We start from the raw sequence: 17,172 nt of genomic DNA, 5'->3' as shown, positions 1-17,172 counted from the left end.
CCGCCTCTCATCCAGAGGCGGCGTTTCCGTTCGCAGACAGGCGTCAAGATTGAATGGCAAGATTGCGCACTGTGCCGCCCGCGCGCATCCGATAAGGCACGGTCAGATGACGCGGCGGCGCAGCGTTTTCCGCCATGTCGAGCAGCAGCGAGGCCGCCGCCGCCCCCATCGTCCCGTCCGGAATTTCCACCGTCGTCAAGGGAACCTCTCCCAGAAACCCGAGCGAGATTCCATCAAAGCCGGCAACGGAGATATCGCGCGGGATCGAAAGACCCTGACGCCGAAGCGTGCCCATCACGCCAAGGGCAAGAAGATCGTTGGAGGCGATGATCGCCGTCGGGCGCAGACGCGAAACCGCATCGGAGAGGTCGAGCTGTTCCAGGCTGCTCACGAAGGAAATTTCCAGGGCATCGAGAGGCTGATGCCCTGCCGCTTCCATCGCCCTGATATAGCCGAGATAGCGCAGCTTCGCCCGATCCGATGCCGAAAAATGGCCTGATATGAACAGGATGCGGCGATGCCCCTTGCATAGGAGGTGGTCGGTCAGATCCCGGCCCGCACCGAAATTGTCGGTGGCGACGGCGGCCATGAAGCGGGTCGTTGGCAAATTGCCGAGCAATACGGTTGGCGGCAGGGCGGAAGACAGGAGCAGGCTGCGTTCAGGATCGCAAAGCGTCAGGATGAGACCGGTCGGCTGCTGCTGCAGCAGCGAGGCGACGGCGTCGACCTCCTGTGCAGGATCATAATTCGATTGTGCGATCAGCACGCTGTGGCCGGCATGAAGGGCCCTGTTCTGAATGCTGGAAAGCGACGCGGCAAAGACCGGATTGGTAATGCTGGGAATGAGCACGCCGATCGCCGGCCGCCCGTTGCCGCTGCGACTACCCGCCCGATAGCCAAGCTCAGCCGCCGCCCGGCGCACGCGCCGCACCATCTCGTCGCTGACCGGACCGTTGCGGTTGAGCACCCGGCTGGCGGTCGCGACCGAACAACCGGCTCGAAAAGCGACCTGCTGGAGCGTCGACATGCTATCAAGCACCTCCGGCTTCGGATTTTCAGCCCAGACTGGTAGAGCCCCTAAGAATTACGGGGATTTATATCAGACCGATGACAGTTATTTGACGCCGGCTCGCTGCCGTCGCGACGTAGGCGCCCTTGACTTTGCTGCAACGCAGCAGATGTTCGTCGTGATCGCCGCAGCGAATGATGCTGTCATCAACCGGTGCGATGATTGCCGCGTTGTGATCCGCAGATCCGACCCCTTGAAAGGATGCTCTCATGTCAGAAGCAGAAGCACGGACGCCTGCCACCTCCGCCGAAAAGACCGAAAGACTGTTCTTCCTCGACATCAACGATGGACGAATTCTCTCCTCCGCCATCGACGGCACCGATCTCAAGCTGATCGTCCAACGGGCCGGCCGCAGCCCGGATGGCATTCTCGTCGACAGCGAGAACGGCTGGATCTACTGGACGGAGATGGGTAACGACTACAACGCCCATGACGGCTCCATCGAGCGCATGGACCTCGACGGCGGCAACCACATCACGCTGATCCCGCCGGGCAGTACGCTGGTGACGCCGAAGCAGATCCAGATCGATCGCGATAACGGCAAGCTCTACTGGTGCGACCGCGAGGGCATGCGCGTCATGCGCGCCAATATCGACGGCAGCGACATCGAAACCCTGGTGCAGAATGGCGACAGCCCAGGGGACAGCGCCGAGATCGAGCGCTGGTGCGTCGGCATCGCGTTGGACCTGCCACTCGGGCAGATCTACTGGACCCAGAAGGGACCGCCGGATGCCGGCCTCGGCCGCATCTTCCGCGCCGGCATCGATATCCCTGCGGGTGAAACTTCCACAAACCGCAGCGACATCGAAACTCTGCTGGACAAGCTGCCGGAACCGATCGATCTCGAACTCGATCTTGCCACCCGCACCATCTACTGGACCGATCGCGGCAACCTTCCGCGCGGCAATACCGTCAACCGCGCCCAGATGGATGACATCGCAGCAACGTCCGAAGTCGTGCTCGAAGGCCTGGACGAAGGCATCGGCCTGTCGCTCGACCTGCCTGGTAACCGCATGTTCTTCACCGATATCGGCGGCAATCTCTACTCCGCAAGCCTCGACGGCTCGGGCGAGCGCGAACTCCTGCACCATGCCGGCTCCTTCACCGGCATCGTCTATGCTGAAATCTGAGTGCTGGTAGTCATAGGCGCGCAGAGAAAAGCGCGCCTATGATGCGTCTTCCTCGGCAACCATCCGATCCAGGTTCTGGTTGAGCTTCCGCATCAATAGAAGCAGCGTTTGAACTTCGTCGGCACTGAATCCTTCGAGAACCGCCTCACGGCCTTCTTCCAAGGCTTGCCGCGCAGCCGGAAGCCTGGCAATCGCCGCCTCGGTCAAGGACACGAGGCTGCTGCGCCCATCGGCCGGGTCGGGCGCGCGCCGGATCAACCCGTCCCGCTCCATCCGCGCCAGCATCTGCGCCATCGACGGCTGCTCGATCTTCGCGAACTTCGCCAGATCCTTCTGCGACATCTGCGCGCCATTGCGAAGCATATAGAGCACGGGCAGCTGGCCGATATTGAAGCCCAATGCCTTCACCCGCCGCTCGCCGAGACGCGCAAACGAACGCGACGCCATGTTGATGAGCGGCGCCGGCGCGTCGAACAAATCCCAATCCGTCATTTCCACACCACTTGAATAGGTACCTATGTTAATCTATATAGGTACCTATGTACAAAATTACGAGAACCATGTCCATGAGATCCTATCCCCGCATCGCCATCATCGGCGCTGGCCCCGGAGGCCTGACGCTGGCTCGCATCCTCCATCAGGGCGGTGTGCCGATCACAGTCTTCGAACGCGAAGAACACGCCCTTGCTCGCCCACAGGGCGGCACGCTCGACCTGCATGTCGAATCCGGTCAGCTGGCGCTGCGCTGCGCCGGCCTCTACGAAGAATTCCTGACGATCGCCCGTTATGAGGATCAGGGAAGCCGGCTTTACGACAAGGACGGCACATTGCTGTTTGCCGATGACGACGCCGACGATTCCGACAGGCCGGAAGTGGATCGCACGGCGCTGCGGCAAACGCTGCTCGCCTCATTACCATCGGAAATCATTCGCTGGAACCATGCGCTGCGCGAGGTGCGCCCGCGCGACGACGGCAGATACGATCTAGTCTTCGAAAGCGAAACAGTCGGCCCCTTCGATCTCGTCGTCGGCGCCGATGGCAGCTGGTCCAAGGTTCGGCCGCTGGTCTCCTCCTACCGCCCGCAATATAGCGGCATCACTTTCATCGAGTTCGGCATTGATGACGTCGATACCAGCCACCCCGATCTCGCGGCGCTTGTCGGTCGTGGCAAGATCGGCATCGAGGCTGCGGCAAGGGGCCTGATCGTCCAGCGCAATGGCAACGCTCACCTGCGCGGCTACGCCATTTTCCGCGTACCGACCGACTGGGCCGACAAGACCTTCGATTTTGCGTCGCCGGCAAAAGCCCGTGAGCGGTTGGCGGCCGAATTCGAAGGCTGGGCACCGACTATCGTTGCCCTCATCGAAGCCAGCAACGATCATATCGTTCCGCGCCCTATCTACGCACTCCCGGTCGGCCATCACTGGCAGAACCGTATCGGCATCACGCTGCTTGGCGATGCCGCGCATGTCATGTCGCCTTTCGGCGGCGAAGGCGTGAACGCTGCGATGCTGGACGCGGCGGAACTCGCCCGCCGGCTTCTTGAAAACGACGACTGGAAAAGCGCCGTCAGAGCCTATGAGGCAGACATGTTCGAGCGCGTCATCGAGCCGGCAGAGCATGCTGCGGAAGCCGTCGCCACCGAGCTCTCTCATCTCGGAGCGGAGCTCTCTCTCCAGCACTACAAGGCCCATCTCGACGCCCGCCTTCAAGGCTCCGCCGCCTAGCATCGCGTAAGAGAAAGCGGGCCAATCCGGCCCGCTTTAAAGACGCTATTTCATCCGGATAGCGGCTTAACTGCCCTTGCGCACGCCGTCGAGGAGATGCGGCAGCGACTTGACGCCCTCGTTGCGAAGCTCAGCCGGCAACAGGCCTTCCGGCAGATCCTGATAGGAGACCGGACGCAGGAAGCGGCGGATGGCCAGCGTGCCGACCGAGGTCGTGCGGCTGTCCGACGTCGCAGGAAAAGGCCCGCCGTGCACCATGGCGTGGGAAACTTCGACGCCGGTCGGCCAGCCATTGGCGAGGATGCGCCCGGCCTTGCGTTCCAGCACCGGCACCAGCTTGGCCGCCGTCGCATAGTCATCCGCTTCGATCTGCAGCGTCGCCGTCAGCTGCCCCTCGAGCTTTTCCGCAACCGCGATCATCTGGTCGATATCCTTGCAGCGCACGAGAAGGCTCGCCGCGCCGAAGACCTCGTGTCCCAAGCGCTCATCCGCCAGGAACTCATCGACATCGGTCTCGAAGAAGATGCCGGGGCTGCGATTGACGCCTTCGGCCGGCGCGCCGTGAGCGACGGTCTTGACTGCCTCATGATCCGCCAGTGCGGCAACGCCCTTGTCGAAGGCTGCGTGAATGCCCGGCGTCAGCATCGGTGCGGGCGCGCGGCCGGTCAGGGCACCGCTCGCAGCCTGGACGAACCGGCCGAGATCGGGGCTCTCGATCGCGAAAAGTAGGCCGGGATTGGTGCAGAACTGGCCGGCGCCGAGCGTCAGGGAATCGATGAAGCCCGTACTGATCGCCTCGGCGCGCGCTGCAAGCGCCGCCGGGAAAAGGAAGACGGGGTTGACGCTGCTCATCTCGGCATAGACCGGGATCGGCTCCGGACGAGCGGCTGCAATGGCGCCAAGCGCCAGACCGCCGCCGCGCGAGCCGGTGAAACCGACAGCCTTGATACGGGGATCGCGTACCAGCGCGGCGCCGGTCTCGTTGGCGCCGGTCAGCAGCGAGAACGTGCCTTCAGGAAGACCGGATGCGGCAACGGCGGCGCGGATGGCGCGGCCGACAAGCTCGCCCGTCCCTGGGTGGGCCAGATGACCCTTCACCACGACTGGGCAGCCGGCGGCAAGCGCCGAAGCCGTATCACCGCCGGCAACCGAGAAGGCGAGCGGGAAATTGCTGGCGCCGAAGACGGCGACCGGGCCGAGCGGGATCTGGCGCAAGCGCAGGTCGGCGCGCGGCAGTGGCTTGCGCTCCGGCAACGCAGGATCGACGCGCAGATCGAGCCATTCGCCGGCGCGAACCACCTGCGCAAACAGCCGGAGCTGACCGACGGTGCGGCCGCGCTCGCCCTGCAGGCGCGCGACAGGCAGGCCAGTCTCTTCCGTCGCCCGCTCGATCAACGCATCGCCGATCTCCATGATGTTATCGGCAATCTTTTCAAGGAATGCCGCGCGCTGCTCGGGGCTGGTCGCACGGTAGACGTCGAATGCCTGAGCCGCCAATTCGCATGCTTTGGCAACGTCGCTTTCGCTGGCAATCGCAAAGGCCGGTTCCAGGTTTGCGCCGGTTGCCGGATTGATGGCACGCGCGGTCCTGTTGTCGCCGGTGGAATCTGAGCCGATCAGCAGATCGCCGCGAATCTCGAAAGACTGTGTCATGGGTATTCCTTGATGAGGTCGGAGCGCTAGGAGATGCGCTGCGAGAGCAGATAGCAGGATGGGATGACAGATGTAAGATGATAATCGTCATCTAATTATCAAGACACAGGTCGGTGGAGCGACGTTTCAGTAACCTTCAGGCGTCCATGACCCCATATGGCGTTGCGGTCGCTTTCGTGCCAATTTAGCGTCCATCCGAAAGATTGAGTGCGGCCAAGTCCCAATGTCCATTGCACTTCTTGGCGATCCGATCGTCCAATTCTGTATCCTGGTCGTCATCGGCACATTCGTTAGCCGCATCATGCTGCGTCATCAGCGCGCCGGGCGTCTGATCGGCCAGATCGTCTTCTTCGCCAGCCTGACCGTGCTTTTGCTCTATCACGGCATCGTCCCCTATGAGCCGAGCCCGCCGGAGAATTCGGTAACGCTGCGCACCTTCACGGCCGTCGCCAAGATCGTCTGGTGGCTGAACGGCGCCTGGGTGCTGATCGCCTGTGTGCGGCTGTTCCTGATCTTCGAGCGCAAGCCCCGCGAAGGCCGGCTGCTACAGGATCTGATCGTCGGCATCATCTATCTCGGCGCCATTCTCTCCGTCGTCGGCGACGTCTTCAGCGTCCCAATCGGCACGCTGATCGCCACATCGGGCGTCTTCGCCATCATTCTCGGTCTGGCCTTGCAGAGCACGTTGAGCGACGTCTTCTCCGGCATCGCGCTCAATCTTGGCCGGCCCTATTCTGTCGGTGACTGGATCGTCCTCGACAACGATATCCAGGGTCGTGTCGTCGAGACCAACTGGCGCGCCACGCAGCTGTTGAACGGCACCAATGATCTCGTGGTGATCCCGAACAGCGTCCTTGCTAAGACCCGGCTGACCAACCTCTCCTCGCCCGAGGAGAGCCACGGCGCCACGGTCACCGTACGGGTGCAGCCGACCACCCAGCCGAGCATTGTTGCCGATGTGATGCAGAACGTATTGCTCAGTTGCAACTCGATCCAGAAAACCCCCGAACCCAGCGTCGCCATCAATTCGATCGATGGGCAGGCGATCGAACTGCAGCTCTGGTTCAGGGTGCGTGACATGTCGCTGACGACGGCCGCAAAGAATGAGATCTACGATCTCCTGTATCGTCATACGAAGGCGGCAGGCCTGAAGCTCGCCGGTCCCCCCGGTGCGATGACGATCCCGATGGAGCAGAAGACGGAAACCCAGGGCGAGCAGCAACATGCGCCTGGAACGCCGTGGCGGCTAATCAGCAATATCCCACTGTTCTCGTCGCTGACCGAGGACGAGAAGGAGCATGTGGCGTCGCACATGCAGCGCCGCACCTACCGCAAGGATGCCGTCATCGCCGAACAGGATGTCCGGCTTCGCGCGCTGACGATCGTCCGGTCGGGCGTCATCAGCATCACCCGCCGCGAGGGGCATCGGCAGATCGAGCTGACGCGCCTCGCGCCCGGCGACTATTTCGGCGAGAACGGCCTGTTGATGGGATCAGGCGAGGTCGGGACGATCCGCGCGCTGACCTTTGTCGTGACTTATGAAATCGGCGAGGAGTGCCTCGCCCCGCTGCTGCATGACAGACCCGTCCTCGCCGAGGAGTTGGGTACGATTATGGCAAAACGTATCGATGCCGAACGCCACCTCTTCGCCAACGCCGATATGCTGGTCCACGGTGCTCCGGTCAGCTCATTGACCTCACGCATCAAGCATCTGTTCCAGCTGCAGCAGCACGATTAGGCCGCGTCTGCCGTCTTCTCTGCCGGTGACGTGGCAAAGAGATTGTGGCCAATGGCGCGCGCGGTATCGAGATGAGGCGCCATGTCCTGCGTTTCGCCGAGAAGAAGCTCGGAGGTCGCGACCGACGCACCGCAATATCCGAAAATTCCATGGTCGATCTGCGTCTTCATGGCGCCGAAATAGCCGTGGCGCGCATAGGTGCGCATGTTGGCTCCGCCGATGGCGATCAGATGGACGCGAAGATGGCTCAATCTTTTGATCGTGCCGCTATCCGGCATATCGTCATAAGCCCACCCATTGCTGAACACCCGATCGATCCATCCCTTGAGGAGCCCCGGCATGGACCACCAATAGACGGGATAGACCAGCACCAGCGCATCGGCACGATCGATTCGCGCCTGCTCCGCGACAACATCGGCAGGCGATGGTCCTTCCCTGAGATGGACGGCGACATCGGCAGCGCTGAACCTCGGGTCAAAGCCTTCTGCCGCAAGATCCGCGATTTCGAACGTATCGCGCGGGCCTGCCTGCGCCACACCTTCGGCGACTTCGGTTGCGACGCTGTGGGTGAACGAGCCAGGGTTTGGATTGGCAAAGACGATAAGCGCATGCATGTGAAAAACTCCTGCTGACACGTTGCGAGCGGTGGCTCAAGCCTATATACTTTTAGTAAGTTACCTTTGGTATATAGCGATGTCAAGCATACAGACAAGGAAAACGGAGCCCCGCAGCCGGCTGACGCGGGAGGAGCGCTACCGGCAGCTTATAGAGATCGCCTGGCAAATCGCCGGAGAAGAGGGGACGGAGGCCTTGACGCTGGGTCGGCTTTCGGAGCGTGCCGGCGTGACGAAACCCGTCGTCTATGACCATTTCACCACCCGCTCCGGCCTGCTCGCTGCACTCTATCGCGAATTCGATATCAGGCAGACGGAGGTGATGGATGCAGCACTTTATGCAAGCGCGCCCACGCTAACGGGGCGGGCCGAGGTGATAGCGGCCTCCTATGTCGATTGCGTTCTGCGGCAGGGGCGCGAGATACCCGGCATCATCGCCGCGCTTGCGGGCTCGCCCGAGCTTGAAAAGATCAAGCGCGACTATGAAACCGCCTTCATCGAGAAGTGCCGCGCACTGCTCGTTCCCTTCGCAAACACCGGTTCCATTGCATCGGCCGGCCTATGGGCGATGCTGGGTGCGGCCGAGGCCCTCTCCTATGCCGCCACGATGGGCGACATCAGCCCGCAGCAGGCAAAGGACGAACTCTTCGAAACCATCAGGGCCATGGTCGCGAGAAACGCGTGAAGGCAAGTCTCGCGACGCCGTCAAATTTCAGGCCGGAACTGGCAGGCCGGCTTCGTCAGTTCGATTGCGTCGCCGGTGCTGGCTGAACCTGCCCGGCATAGAATGCCCTGGCATCCGTCGTGAACTGCTCACGCGATGTCGGGCGTGTATAGAACATGTGGCCGCCGCGATAGAGCTTCAGCGCCACGCGATCGGCAAAGGCCGGCGGCATGTGGTCGAGCACATATTTGTTCACGCCGAAGGGAATGACGAGATCGCTGTAGCCTTGCCCGATCATCACCCGGAAGGAAGGGGACAGCGACAGCTGTTCCTTGAGATCATCGGTGACATCGGCGGTCCCGCGCGAGCCGCCATGTTGGCCGCCCCATTTCCACTCCCTGTTCACGGTTTCAGACAGCAGCGTGTAGGTCATGTCGGTGTGAAAGCCCAACTCGTCGCGGGCATAGCTGGAAAAGGCACCGCCATAGGCGCGCACGAACCCATCCAGGATCGGATCGCCGCCATGCTCGGACTCCGACTGCGGATAGGGGTCAGGCGCCAGGAACGAGGCGTCATAGGCGCTCGCCACATCCGCGCCGTCACCATCGGAATGCTTGCGGTAGACGCGGCTGAGAAAGCCCTGGTTCTTGGCAACGACATCCTCGGGAATACCGGTCAGCGTCGCCACGCGGCCGTAGAAAGCCTTGCCGGCATCGCCCGACGGCGGTCGCCCGGCAAGCGCTGGCAGATATTCGCTGAAAGCGAAAGCTTGAGCATCCTGGACTGCCTTTTCGCTGAAGGCGTTTTGACGCTCCAGCTCGGCTGCCGCCAGCGACGGCAGTTGCAGGGCAGCGCCGAGCGCATCCTCTCCGCCGCCGAAGACGAACCGGCCTTCCAGCAGGGGCGACAGCATGACGACGCCGGAAATCAGGATGCCCTGATCCTCACGAAGGCTGTTGGCGACCTTGACCGAACGAAAGCCGCCATAGCTCTCGCCGAGAATATATTTCGGCGACGCCGCACGACCATTATGACTCACATACAGGGCGATTGCCTTGGCCAGGCTTTGGGCGTCGCTGTCGACGCTATAGAAATCATTCTGGTCATCGGGCTTCACCGTTCGGCTCCAGCCGGTGCCGATCGGATCGATCAGCACGAGATCGGTGAATTCGAGCCAGCTTTGCGGATTGTCGACCAGCTTGGCATTGGCGCCATCGCGACCGTTTGCGCCGAAATCGACAATACGCGGACCGACGAGCCCGAGATTGAGGAAGGCGGAGGCCGCTCCCGGCCCGCCATTGAACACGAAGGTCACAGGCCTGTTCGCATCGCGGTTCTTGGCGACATAGGCGGTGTAGAAGATCGCAGCACTGCGCTGACCATCCTGCCCGAAGAGATCGAGCGTTCCGGCCGTCGCTGTATAGGGAATGGTCTTGCCATCGGCATTCAGTACATGGTCGCTCGTAGCATCAGGCGGTAGAAGCGACAGCACGCCACCGCTGCCGGCAGGCGCACCATGGCCTTGCTCGGCCGGCGCGGCGGACGCCGTTGCCGATATCAGGGAAAGAGCCAGCGCCAGGCTGGGAGCCATCTGGCGAAAAGACATGAAATCGCATCCTCCAAAGGGTCATCGCATAGACGTCGTTGCCGGCGATACTATGTCACGGACGACGAGCTTCGAAACTCAAGAGATGTTGATCGATCAGCTCGGCAGCTTTGAAGGACGATGTTCTTGAGGGCCAGTGGGCCGTTTGCGAGATTAACATGCGGCGCTGGGTCATGAGCCGACAAAAGATCACAAGGGATTCGACGATGAGGCAGGATATAGAAATTCGGCACGCCTTGCCGAGGCGCTCCGCACCGGCGGGGTGGATCACGCCATCGAAAACTATGTCGGCATGGCGCACGGTTGGACAGTGCCCGACCACCATGGCGTTTATGACGGGGCTGGTGCCGAGAGACACTGGAAGCGGTTTCTGAACCTGTTCGACAAGGCCTTCGCCTGAACATTGCCTAGGGATATCCCGTTACCGCCAAGGAAAGCGGGATATCCTCCATCCAGCCCACGAAATCAGAATTTGATCCTGTCGATGCTGGTGAGCGTCGTCTTCTGCGAGACGCCGGGCGCGTTGACCATGTGCCAGGCCACATATTGCTCGCCATAAAGCTCCGTCGACGACATGCCATCGACCGGCAGCACGATATTCATGCCGTTGAGCGCCGCATCCGTGGCCGTATCGAGCACAGCACCTTCCGAGGCCGTGCCTGTCACGATGACGGTCTTGATGCCCTTGTCGGAGAGAATGCTGCGCAGGTTGGTGCCGATGAATTTATCCGGCCCTGATTTGACGACCGGCTCGCTCGCCAGCGGCGCCAGAAGCGTTGCGATATCCTGCGCCTCGCCGGCACCGCCCAGGCTGAAAACGACCAGCATCTCTTTGGCGCGCGCCTGATCGAGCAGGGTTTTGACCTTCGGCACGGAGGCCAGGCAGCGCGGCTTGGTTTTTTCGTTACACGGCCCCTTGGTCGGGTCCTGTGCGCCGTTGAAATCGAGGATGAGCAATGCCGTCGTCTTCGGATCGACCGTGACCGATTTCAGCTCTGGCGGTGCCGGCGGCTTCACTTTCTGCCAGTCGTCGATGATCGTCTGCGCTGCCGCCGGCAACGTCAGCGCAGGGCTGAAGGCCAGGCTAAGAGCTCCAAGGCCCACGCAGAAAGCAAAGACCGCCTTCCGCCTCATGCCACTTGCCCTGCTGATGAAGTTCCTCTCCGGCATCGACGTCCCCTTGGGTTGACGGTGGTGCAAAAGACATAGGCTAGAAATCCCGACAGAGCACCGAAACTCTTCGTGATACAGCACGGAGTGTTCGACAGGCATTGCAAGCAACGGGAAGCCATTACACGCCGGCATCATCCGACGGAACGTCGCCGCTCTTGTCGCCGCCGCGCAGCTTCTCCAGCAAGTTTTGCAGCGCCCGCTTCAGCGCCTCGATTTCGTCCAAACCGGCAATGTCGGACCAGCGCTGATCCACCAGCCGGCCAGCAGCCATGGCGACAGGCCGCACCCCCTTGCCGCGCTCGGTCAGGAATACGAGCCGCGCGCGCCGGTCGTTGGGGTCTGGCCGGCGTTCGACGTAACCGAGGCGTTCCAGCTCCTCCACGGCCTGCGTCATCGTCTGCTTGCGGACATGGGCGAGCCGGGTGAGCTCACTCACCTGAATGCCTTCCGGACGCGCAAAGGTAAAGACATTGGCATGTGGCGGACGGATGTCGCGGAAGCCGGCTTCCTCAAGCGCTGCGTCAACGTCCTGAGCATAATGTTGATGGATGAGCCGCAGCAGCAGCCCCAGCGACAGATGAGTAGGAGCAGATTCTTTCATGGATATAGACAGGCGCCTGACTATTGCAGTAAATAGACAGGCACCTTACCATCTTATCTCAGGAAAGGATACTCACATGCCTTCGCTCAACGTGCTGAATTCGACGATCTTTTACGAGGATGCCGGAACGGGAACGCCCTTCGTCTTCCTCCATGGCAATCCCACCTCTTCCTACCTGTGGCGGCATGTGTCACCTGCCGTCACCACGCCGGGCCGTCGCCTGGCGCCCGATCTCATCGGCATGGGCCGCTCCGGCAAGCCGGACATCGCCTACACGTTTGACGACCACGCACGCTATCTCGACGCCTGGTTCGACGAACTGGCGCTCGACGATATCGTATTGGTCGGTCACGATTGGGGTGGCGCTCTCGGCTTCGACTGGGCTGCCCGCCATCCCGAGCGCGTACGCGGTATCGCCTTCATGGAAACAATCGTGAAACCGATGACCTGGGGCGATTTCCCGAACGCACGCCCTCGTTATGAGGCGTTGCGCTCGCCAGGGATTGGCGAAACGAAGGTGCTGGATGAGAATTTCTTTATCGAACAGGCGCTGAGGGTTACCGTTCTCAGGGGCCTCAGCGAAGAGGATCATGCCGTCTATGCTGCGCCCTATCCGACGCGAGAGAGCCGTCGCCCGCTGCTGGCGTGGCCGCGCTCCATGCCGATCGAGGGCGAGCCCGCCGATGTAATCAGGCGTATCGAAGCCTATGACGCCTGGCTGGCGAAAAGCGCCGGTATTCCCAAGCTGCTGCTGACCTTCGAAGGCCCGGCGGATACGCTGCTGATCGGCGAGGCGATGACGGCCTGGTGCCGGGCGAACATAGCCGATCTTGAGGTCAGAAATTGCGGGCCGGCCAGGCACAATGCGCCTGAAGATCAGCCGGAAGCCATCGCATCAGCGATTTCCGACTGGGCGGATCGTCACGCCTTGTCCAGATAGGCCCAGCTGTCGAGCATGCGTTTCGCCACCCCTGCTCGGCAGCGAACGATTAAGGACAATCCATCGTTGACAAAAACCTGCCAGGCCATAATCTGCGCCTAAGCCTTTGCGATTGCCCAATTTTCTTTTGGAGATCAGGTTCATGCCGGCAAATTGCATGAGACGACTGGTTCTGGCAGGCATTATCCTCGGCATATCCGCCTATACGGCAGCCGCCGCGCAGACGCTGGACCTCATCGCCCAAAGAGGCACGATCCGGATCGGCTATATCAATGACGAAGCGCCCTTCTCCTTCAAGAACAGGGATGGCAGCCCCACAGGATATGCCATCGACCTTTGCGGCAAGATAGCCGATGCCGTCGGGCACAAGGTCACCAACCTCAAGCGCGACTATGTCGAAACCACGCTTGCCGATGGCTTCGACGCGGTGAAGAGCGGCCAGATCGACCTTCTCTGCGGCGCCCTGACCATCAGTCTCGGCCGGCGTCAAAACGTCGATTTCTCGCAGCCGATCTTCATCACCGGCGCCAGCGCCCTGCTGCGCAAGGATTCGCCGGACTATCTGATGGTGCTCTTCCTCGACAAGCGGCCGACGCAGGTTTCCGCCAAGCAGGCGCCCGCGACGAGCACGATCGGCGTTCGCGCCGACACGACGACGGGCGCGACGCTACGCGAAGCACTGGGTTCCGACGTGCCGAAGACAAGGATCGCCGAATTCGCCACGCATCAGGACGGCCTGGCTGCACTCGAGAACCACAAGATCGACGGCTATTTCGCCGATCGCGCTCTGCTCTTCGATCTTGCATCGCATGCCCGTAAGCCTTCCGCGCTCGCCATCGGCAATCGTCTCTTCACGCACGAGCCCTATGGCATTGCACTCAGGCAGAACGATTCCGCCTTCCGCCTGCTCATCGATCAGACACTGACCGAGACCTACCAGTCGGATGATTTCGCCAAATTGCTGACCACCTATTTCGGCGAGGAAGGCCCGATCCTGCGCCGCGAGATCATGATGCAGTCGATCCCGCAATAGTGCAGCAATAGCTCGCCGGCGATAATGAAGTCGCCTTTGCGACATCTCCGCTGGGCATATGTCGCCAACAAACCTCGCCATTTCCAGATGGGACGGCGTGACGGTCGTCGTGCAAGCATCTTGAATATGTCGTAGACAGGCTCTGGTCGTCGTCGCACACATCATAAAATCCGTTTTCAGTATCAATCAGGGTCGCACGCAATGGCAGTATTTCCTCAAAAGGCGAAGGTCGTCATCATCGGGCTTGGCGGTATCGTCGGCGCATCGATCGCTCATCATCTGATCGAGCGCGGCTGGGACGATATTGTCGGCATCGACAAATCCGGCATCCCGACGGATATCGGCTCGACAGCGCACGCCTCCGACTTCTGCTACACGACCAGTCACGATTTCCTGTCCTGCTGGACGACCCTTTACTCCATCGATTTCTACGAAAAGCTCGGTCACTACGCCCGCGTCGGCGGCCTGGAAGTCGCGCGCGTCGGCGATGACGACCGCATGGCGGAAATCAGGCGCAAGGTGACATCAGGCAAGGCCTTCGGCACGCGCGTGAGCATAGTCGACCCTTCTGAGATCAAGAAGAAATTCCCGCTGATCGAGGAAAGCATGGTTCAGGGCGGCATGTGGGACCCGGATGCCGGCCTCGTCATTCCCCGTTCGCAGACCGTTGCCGGCAAGCTGATCGATCAGGGCGAGAAGAGCGGCAAGCTGCAGTCCTTCGCCAATACGCCGGCCCAGTCGCTGATCGTTAGGGATGGCCGGATCACCGGCGTCGTCACCCATCGCGGCACGATCGAAGCCGAATATGTCATCGTCTGCGCCGGCCTCTGGGGCCGCCTGATCGCCGAAATGGTCGGCGAAGACCTGCCGGTCATGCCGGTCGATCACCCGCTGACCTTCTTCGGCCCCTACAACGAGTTTGCCAACACGGGCAAGGAAATCGGCTTCCCGCTGATGCGCGACCAGGGCAATTCCGCCTATATGCGCGACACCGGCGACCCGAAGACCGCCGAAGGCGGCCAGATCGAATGGGGCTACTACGAAGAGAAGAACCCGCGCCTCTGCCATCCACGCGATCTCCTCGAAAAGCATGAGGCCCGCCTGTCACCTTCGCAGCGCGATCTCGACATGGAGCAGATTATCGAGCCGCTGGAACGCGCCATGGAACTGACGCCGATCCTCGGCGAACTCGGCTATAACGAAGGTCATTCCTTCAACGGCCTGCTGCAGGTCACCACCGATGGCGGCCCCTCCGTCGGCGAAAGCCAGAAGGTCCGCGGTCTCTGGTACTGCGTCGCCATCTGGGTGAAGGATGGCCCGGGCTTCGGCAAGCTCGTCGCCGACTGGATGACCGACGGCCGCACGCCGATCGACCACAACAGGATCGACTACTCCCGCTTCTACCCGCATATGCTGGAAGAAAAATTCATCGAAGGCCGCTGCACCGAGGCGGCACAGAAGATCTACAATCCAGCCGTGCATCCGCGCGAACCCTACGCGACCGGCCGCAATGTCCGCCGCTCGCCCTTCTATGAGCGCGAGAAGGAGCTCGGCGGTTATTTCATGGAACTTGGCGGCTGGGAGCGCGCGCACGGCTACGCCGCAAACGAGCACCTGCTCGAGAAATACGGTGATCGCATCCCCGTGCGTGCAAACGAATGGGACAATCGCCATTTCTGGCGCGTCTCCAATGCCGAGCACCTGGCACTGAGCGAGGATTGCGGCATCATCAACCTCTCGCATTTCGCCATGTACGACATCGAAGGCCCCGACCATGTCGAACTGCTGGAATGGCTCTGCGCCGCCAAGATCGGCGGCGACGGCAATATCGGCAAGGGCATCTACACCCACTTCCTCGACGACGAGGGCATGGTGCGCGCCGACTTCACCGTGATCCGCATGGCCGACCGCTGCCGCCTGATCGACGGCGCCGATGCCGGCCCGCGCGATTTCCACTACATGCGCCGCGTTGCCGAGGACAAGGGCTTTGATGTCACCATCACCGATGTCACGGAACGCTATGTCACGATCGGCATCTGGGGGCCGAATGCCCGCACCAACCTGCAGAAGGTCGTCGAGGAACCTCAAAACCTCACGCACGAAAACTTCCCCTTCGCCGCGATCAAGCAGATCCGCATTGCCGGCAAGAACGTCACGGCATTTCGTATTTCCTATGTCGGCGAACAGGGCTGGGAACTGCACATGGCCTACGGCGATGCGCTTGCGGTCTGGGACGCGCTGCGCTCGACGGGCGCCATCGCCGTCGGCGTCGAGACCTATGCCAACAGCCGCCGTATGGAAAAGAGCCTCCGCCTGCAGAATGCCGACCTGCTGACGGAATACAATCTTCTCGAAGCCGATCTCGCCCGCCCGAAGGTCAAGGACGCCGATTTCCGCGGCAAGGCAAAGCACCTCGAATATCGCGCCCGCGAACACCAGCCAGCCATGCTCTGCACGCTCGTGGTCACCGATAACACCGATTCCAATGGCGTTGCCCGCTACCCCGTCGGCATCCTGCCGGTCATGGACCCCGAAACCGGCGAAACGCTCATCGACGACCTCGGCCGGCGTTCGTTCACGACGTCGATCGCCTACGGCCCGACCATCGGCAAAAACATTGCGCTCGCCTACCTCCCCTGGTCCCATGCCCAGGAAGGCCGCAAGCTGAAGGTGGAATATTTCGGCGAAACCTATCCGATGGAAGTGCTCAGCGTTGGCTACAAGCCGCTTTACGATGCAGAGAATTTGAAGCCGAGAAGCTAACCACTTCGTCTGTAAAACAACCAACGACATCCCCTGCCCGCTGGCAAGCCAGCGGGCAGTTTTGTCTGGTGCCATGCCAGTTTGCGAATGATAGTGCCCTCTTCTGACGGGATGCTGAGCGCCCGCCTCCATCGGGACCCTTCAAGCTGCCAGCTCATGAAGGTGTAAGGCTTGAAAGCATACGCCCAGAAACACGAAAGCCCTCCTTGCAGGAGGGCTTATTCATTTGATAAATCTTGTAAACTTAGGTTTTGTGGTCATGCTTTGCGGCTGCGGCGTTTTGGTTCTGGTCGTTAGGCTTGGGGCGCTAGCGATGGCCATCGCGGATGCAGTCTTGGCGCGGGGGATCAGGATCTTGGTTGTGGAGAAGAGAATTGGTTGCGGGGGCAGGATTTGAACCTGCGGCCTTCAGGTTATGAGCCTGACGAGCTACCGGGCTGCTCCACCCCGCGTCACCAGCG

The 17,172-nt window shown here is 61.4% G+C and carries 14 protein-coding genes, 1 tRNA gene and 1 pseudogene; 8 read left to right on the top strand and 8 right to left on the bottom strand.

The window, feature by feature from the left end; genetic code table 11:
• Positions 1–43: 43 nt before the first annotated feature.
• Complete coding sequence (locus ACIQWP_RS04170; RefSeq protein WP_402782778.1) at positions 44–1,027, bottom strand: LacI family DNA-binding transcriptional regulator; 984 nt, start codon at positions 1,025–1,027, stop codon at positions 44–46.
• A gap of 251 nt (positions 1,028–1,278) precedes the next feature.
• Between ACIQWP_RS04170 and ACIQWP_RS04165 the strand changes: the two genes are divergently transcribed.
• Positions 1,279–2,199: a 3-hydroxyacyl-CoA dehydrogenase gene (locus ACIQWP_RS04165; RefSeq protein ID WP_402782776.1), complete on the top strand. Its 921-nt coding sequence runs from the start codon at positions 1,279–1,281 to the stop codon at positions 2,197–2,199.
• A gap of 36 nt (positions 2,200–2,235) precedes the next feature.
• On the opposite strand, the gene ACIQWP_RS04160 is transcribed toward ACIQWP_RS04165, so the two are convergent.
• Complete coding sequence (locus ACIQWP_RS04160) at positions 2,236–2,691, bottom strand: MarR family winged helix-turn-helix transcriptional regulator (RefSeq protein ID WP_402782774.1); 456 nt, start codon at positions 2,689–2,691, stop codon at positions 2,236–2,238.
• 74 nt (positions 2,692–2,765) lie between these two features.
• Here ACIQWP_RS04160 and ACIQWP_RS04155 point away from each other — a divergent pair, with 74 nt between their 5' ends.
• Positions 2,766–3,926 carry an FAD-dependent oxidoreductase gene (locus ACIQWP_RS04155; RefSeq protein ID WP_402782772.1) on the top strand — a complete coding sequence of 387 codons (1,161 nt, stop codon included), beginning with the start codon at positions 2,766–2,768 and terminating at the stop codon, positions 3,924–3,926.
• 66 nt (positions 3,927–3,992) lie between these two features.
• On the opposite strand, the gene ACIQWP_RS04150 is transcribed toward ACIQWP_RS04155, so the two are convergent.
• Positions 3,993–5,579 carry an aldehyde dehydrogenase (NADP(+)) gene (locus tag ACIQWP_RS04150; protein WP_402782770.1) on the bottom strand — a complete coding sequence of 529 codons (1,587 nt, stop codon included), beginning with the start codon at positions 5,577–5,579 and terminating at the stop codon, positions 3,993–3,995.
• 223 nt (positions 5,580–5,802) lie between these two features.
• Here ACIQWP_RS04150 and ACIQWP_RS04145 point away from each other — a divergent pair, with 223 nt between their 5' ends.
• On the top strand, positions 5,803–7,317 hold the full coding sequence (locus ACIQWP_RS04145; protein WP_402782768.1) for a mechanosensitive ion channel family protein: 1,515 nt from the start codon (positions 5,803–5,805) through the stop codon (positions 7,315–7,317).
• Here the strand turns inward: ACIQWP_RS04145 and ACIQWP_RS04140 are convergent.
• A complete protein-coding gene (locus ACIQWP_RS04140) occupies positions 7,314–7,931 on the bottom strand; it encodes an NAD(P)H-dependent oxidoreductase (protein ID WP_402782766.1) in 618 nt (205 codons plus the stop codon). The genes ACIQWP_RS04145 and ACIQWP_RS04140 overlap by 4 nt on opposite strands.
• 79 nt (positions 7,932–8,010) lie before the next feature.
• Between ACIQWP_RS04140 and ACIQWP_RS04135 the strand changes: the two genes are divergently transcribed.
• Complete coding sequence (locus tag ACIQWP_RS04135) at positions 8,011–8,616, top strand: TetR/AcrR family transcriptional regulator (protein ID WP_402782764.1); 606 nt, start codon at positions 8,011–8,013, stop codon at positions 8,614–8,616.
• A gap of 55 nt (positions 8,617–8,671) precedes the next feature.
• Here the strand turns inward: ACIQWP_RS04135 and ACIQWP_RS04130 are convergent, their stop codons facing one another.
• Complete coding sequence (locus ACIQWP_RS04130; protein WP_402782762.1) at positions 8,672–10,201, bottom strand: S10 family peptidase; 1,530 nt, start codon at positions 10,199–10,201, stop codon at positions 8,672–8,674.
• 196 nt (positions 10,202–10,397) lie between these two features.
• Between ACIQWP_RS04130 and ACIQWP_RS04125 the strand changes: the two are divergent.
• Positions 10,398–10,601 (top strand): annotated as a pseudogene (locus ACIQWP_RS04125) (dienelactone hydrolase family protein); the annotation flags it as partial.
• A gap of 65 nt (positions 10,602–10,666) precedes the next feature.
• Here ACIQWP_RS04125 and ACIQWP_RS04120 read toward each other — a convergent pair.
• A complete protein-coding gene (locus tag ACIQWP_RS04120) occupies positions 10,667–11,371 on the bottom strand; it encodes an isochorismatase family protein (protein WP_402782760.1) in 705 nt (234 codons plus the stop codon).
• 121 nt (positions 11,372–11,492) lie between these two features.
• Positions 11,493–11,975, bottom strand: coding sequence for a MarR family winged helix-turn-helix transcriptional regulator (locus tag ACIQWP_RS04115; protein WP_402782758.1), 483 nt, complete (start codon positions 11,973–11,975; stop codon positions 11,493–11,495).
• Between the two features lie 76 nt (positions 11,976–12,051).
• Between ACIQWP_RS04115 and ACIQWP_RS04110 the strand changes: the two genes are divergently transcribed.
• The 3 genes from ACIQWP_RS04110 (at position 12,052) to ACIQWP_RS04100 (ending at position 16,711) form a co-directional block, all read left to right on the top strand.
• Complete coding sequence (locus tag ACIQWP_RS04110; protein WP_402782756.1) at positions 12,052–12,915, top strand: haloalkane dehalogenase; 864 nt, start codon at positions 12,052–12,054, stop codon at positions 12,913–12,915.
• Positions 12,916–13,057: 142 nt separating this feature from the next.
• The gene (locus ACIQWP_RS04105) at positions 13,058–13,948 is read left to right on the top strand and encodes an amino acid ABC transporter substrate-binding protein (protein ID WP_402782754.1); all 891 of its coding nucleotides are present in this window, start codon (positions 13,058–13,060) and stop codon (positions 13,946–13,948) included.
• A 201-nt stretch (positions 13,949–14,149) separates the two neighbouring features.
• Entirely contained in the window at positions 14,150–16,711 is a 2,562-nt protein-coding gene (locus ACIQWP_RS04100; protein ID WP_402782752.1) for an FAD-dependent oxidoreductase, read from the top strand.
• Positions 16,712–17,086: 375 nt separating this feature from the next.
• Here ACIQWP_RS04100 and ACIQWP_RS04095 read toward each other — a convergent pair.
• Positions 17,087–17,163, bottom strand: a tRNA-Met gene (locus ACIQWP_RS04095).
• Between the last annotated feature and the right edge of the window lie 9 nt (positions 17,164–17,172).

Origin of the sequence: Rhizobium sp. NPDC090279 (assembly GCF_044769665.1) — a bacterium.
Classification (GTDB): Bacteria; Pseudomonadota; Alphaproteobacteria; order Rhizobiales; family Rhizobiaceae; genus Rhizobium.
The sequence above is the reverse complement of the archived record's forward strand: the minus strand, read 5'-3'. Positions and strand labels throughout refer to the sequence as shown.

Excerpts from the sequence above, each read along its gene's own strand:
- ACIQWP_RS04150 (WP_402782770.1), bottom strand. The coding sequence starts at position 5,579 with ATGACACAGTCTTTCGAGATTCGCGGCGATCTGCTGATCGGCTCAGAT.
- ACIQWP_RS04100 (WP_402782752.1), top strand. The coding sequence starts at position 14,150 with ATGGCAGTATTTCCTCAAAAGGCGAAGGTCGTCATCATCGGGCTTGGC.
- ACIQWP_RS04110 (WP_402782756.1), top strand. The coding sequence starts at position 12,052 with ATGCCTTCGCTCAACGTGCTGAATTCGACGATCTTTTACGAGGATGCC.
- ACIQWP_RS04155 (WP_402782772.1), top strand. The coding sequence starts at position 2,766 with ATGAGATCCTATCCCCGCATCGCCATCATCGGCGCTGGCCCCGGAGGC.
- ACIQWP_RS04160 (WP_402782774.1), bottom strand. The coding sequence starts at position 2,691 with ATGACGGATTGGGATTTGTTCGACGCGCCGGCGCCGCTCATCAACATG.
- ACIQWP_RS04135 (WP_402782764.1), top strand. The coding sequence starts at position 8,011 with ATGTCAAGCATACAGACAAGGAAAACGGAGCCCCGCAGCCGGCTGACG.
- ACIQWP_RS04120 (WP_402782760.1), bottom strand. The coding sequence starts at position 11,371 with ATGCCGGAGAGGAACTTCATCAGCAGGGCAAGTGGCATGAGGCGGAAG.
- ACIQWP_RS04130 (WP_402782762.1), bottom strand. The coding sequence starts at position 10,201 with ATGTCTTTTCGCCAGATGGCTCCCAGCCTGGCGCTGGCTCTTTCCCTG.
- ACIQWP_RS04140 (WP_402782766.1), bottom strand. The coding sequence starts at position 7,931 with ATGCATGCGCTTATCGTCTTTGCCAATCCAAACCCTGGCTCGTTCACC.
- ACIQWP_RS04105 (WP_402782754.1), top strand. The coding sequence starts at position 13,058 with ATGCCGGCAAATTGCATGAGACGACTGGTTCTGGCAGGCATTATCCTC.
- ACIQWP_RS04145 (WP_402782768.1), top strand. The coding sequence starts at position 5,803 with ATGTCCATTGCACTTCTTGGCGATCCGATCGTCCAATTCTGTATCCTG.
- ACIQWP_RS04115 (WP_402782758.1), bottom strand. The coding sequence starts at position 11,975 with ATGAAAGAATCTGCTCCTACTCATCTGTCGCTGGGGCTGCTGCTGCGG.
- ACIQWP_RS04170 (WP_402782778.1), bottom strand. The coding sequence starts at position 1,027 with ATGTCGACGCTCCAGCAGGTCGCTTTTCGAGCCGGTTGTTCGGTCGCG.
- ACIQWP_RS04165 (WP_402782776.1), top strand. The coding sequence starts at position 1,279 with ATGTCAGAAGCAGAAGCACGGACGCCTGCCACCTCCGCCGAAAAGACC.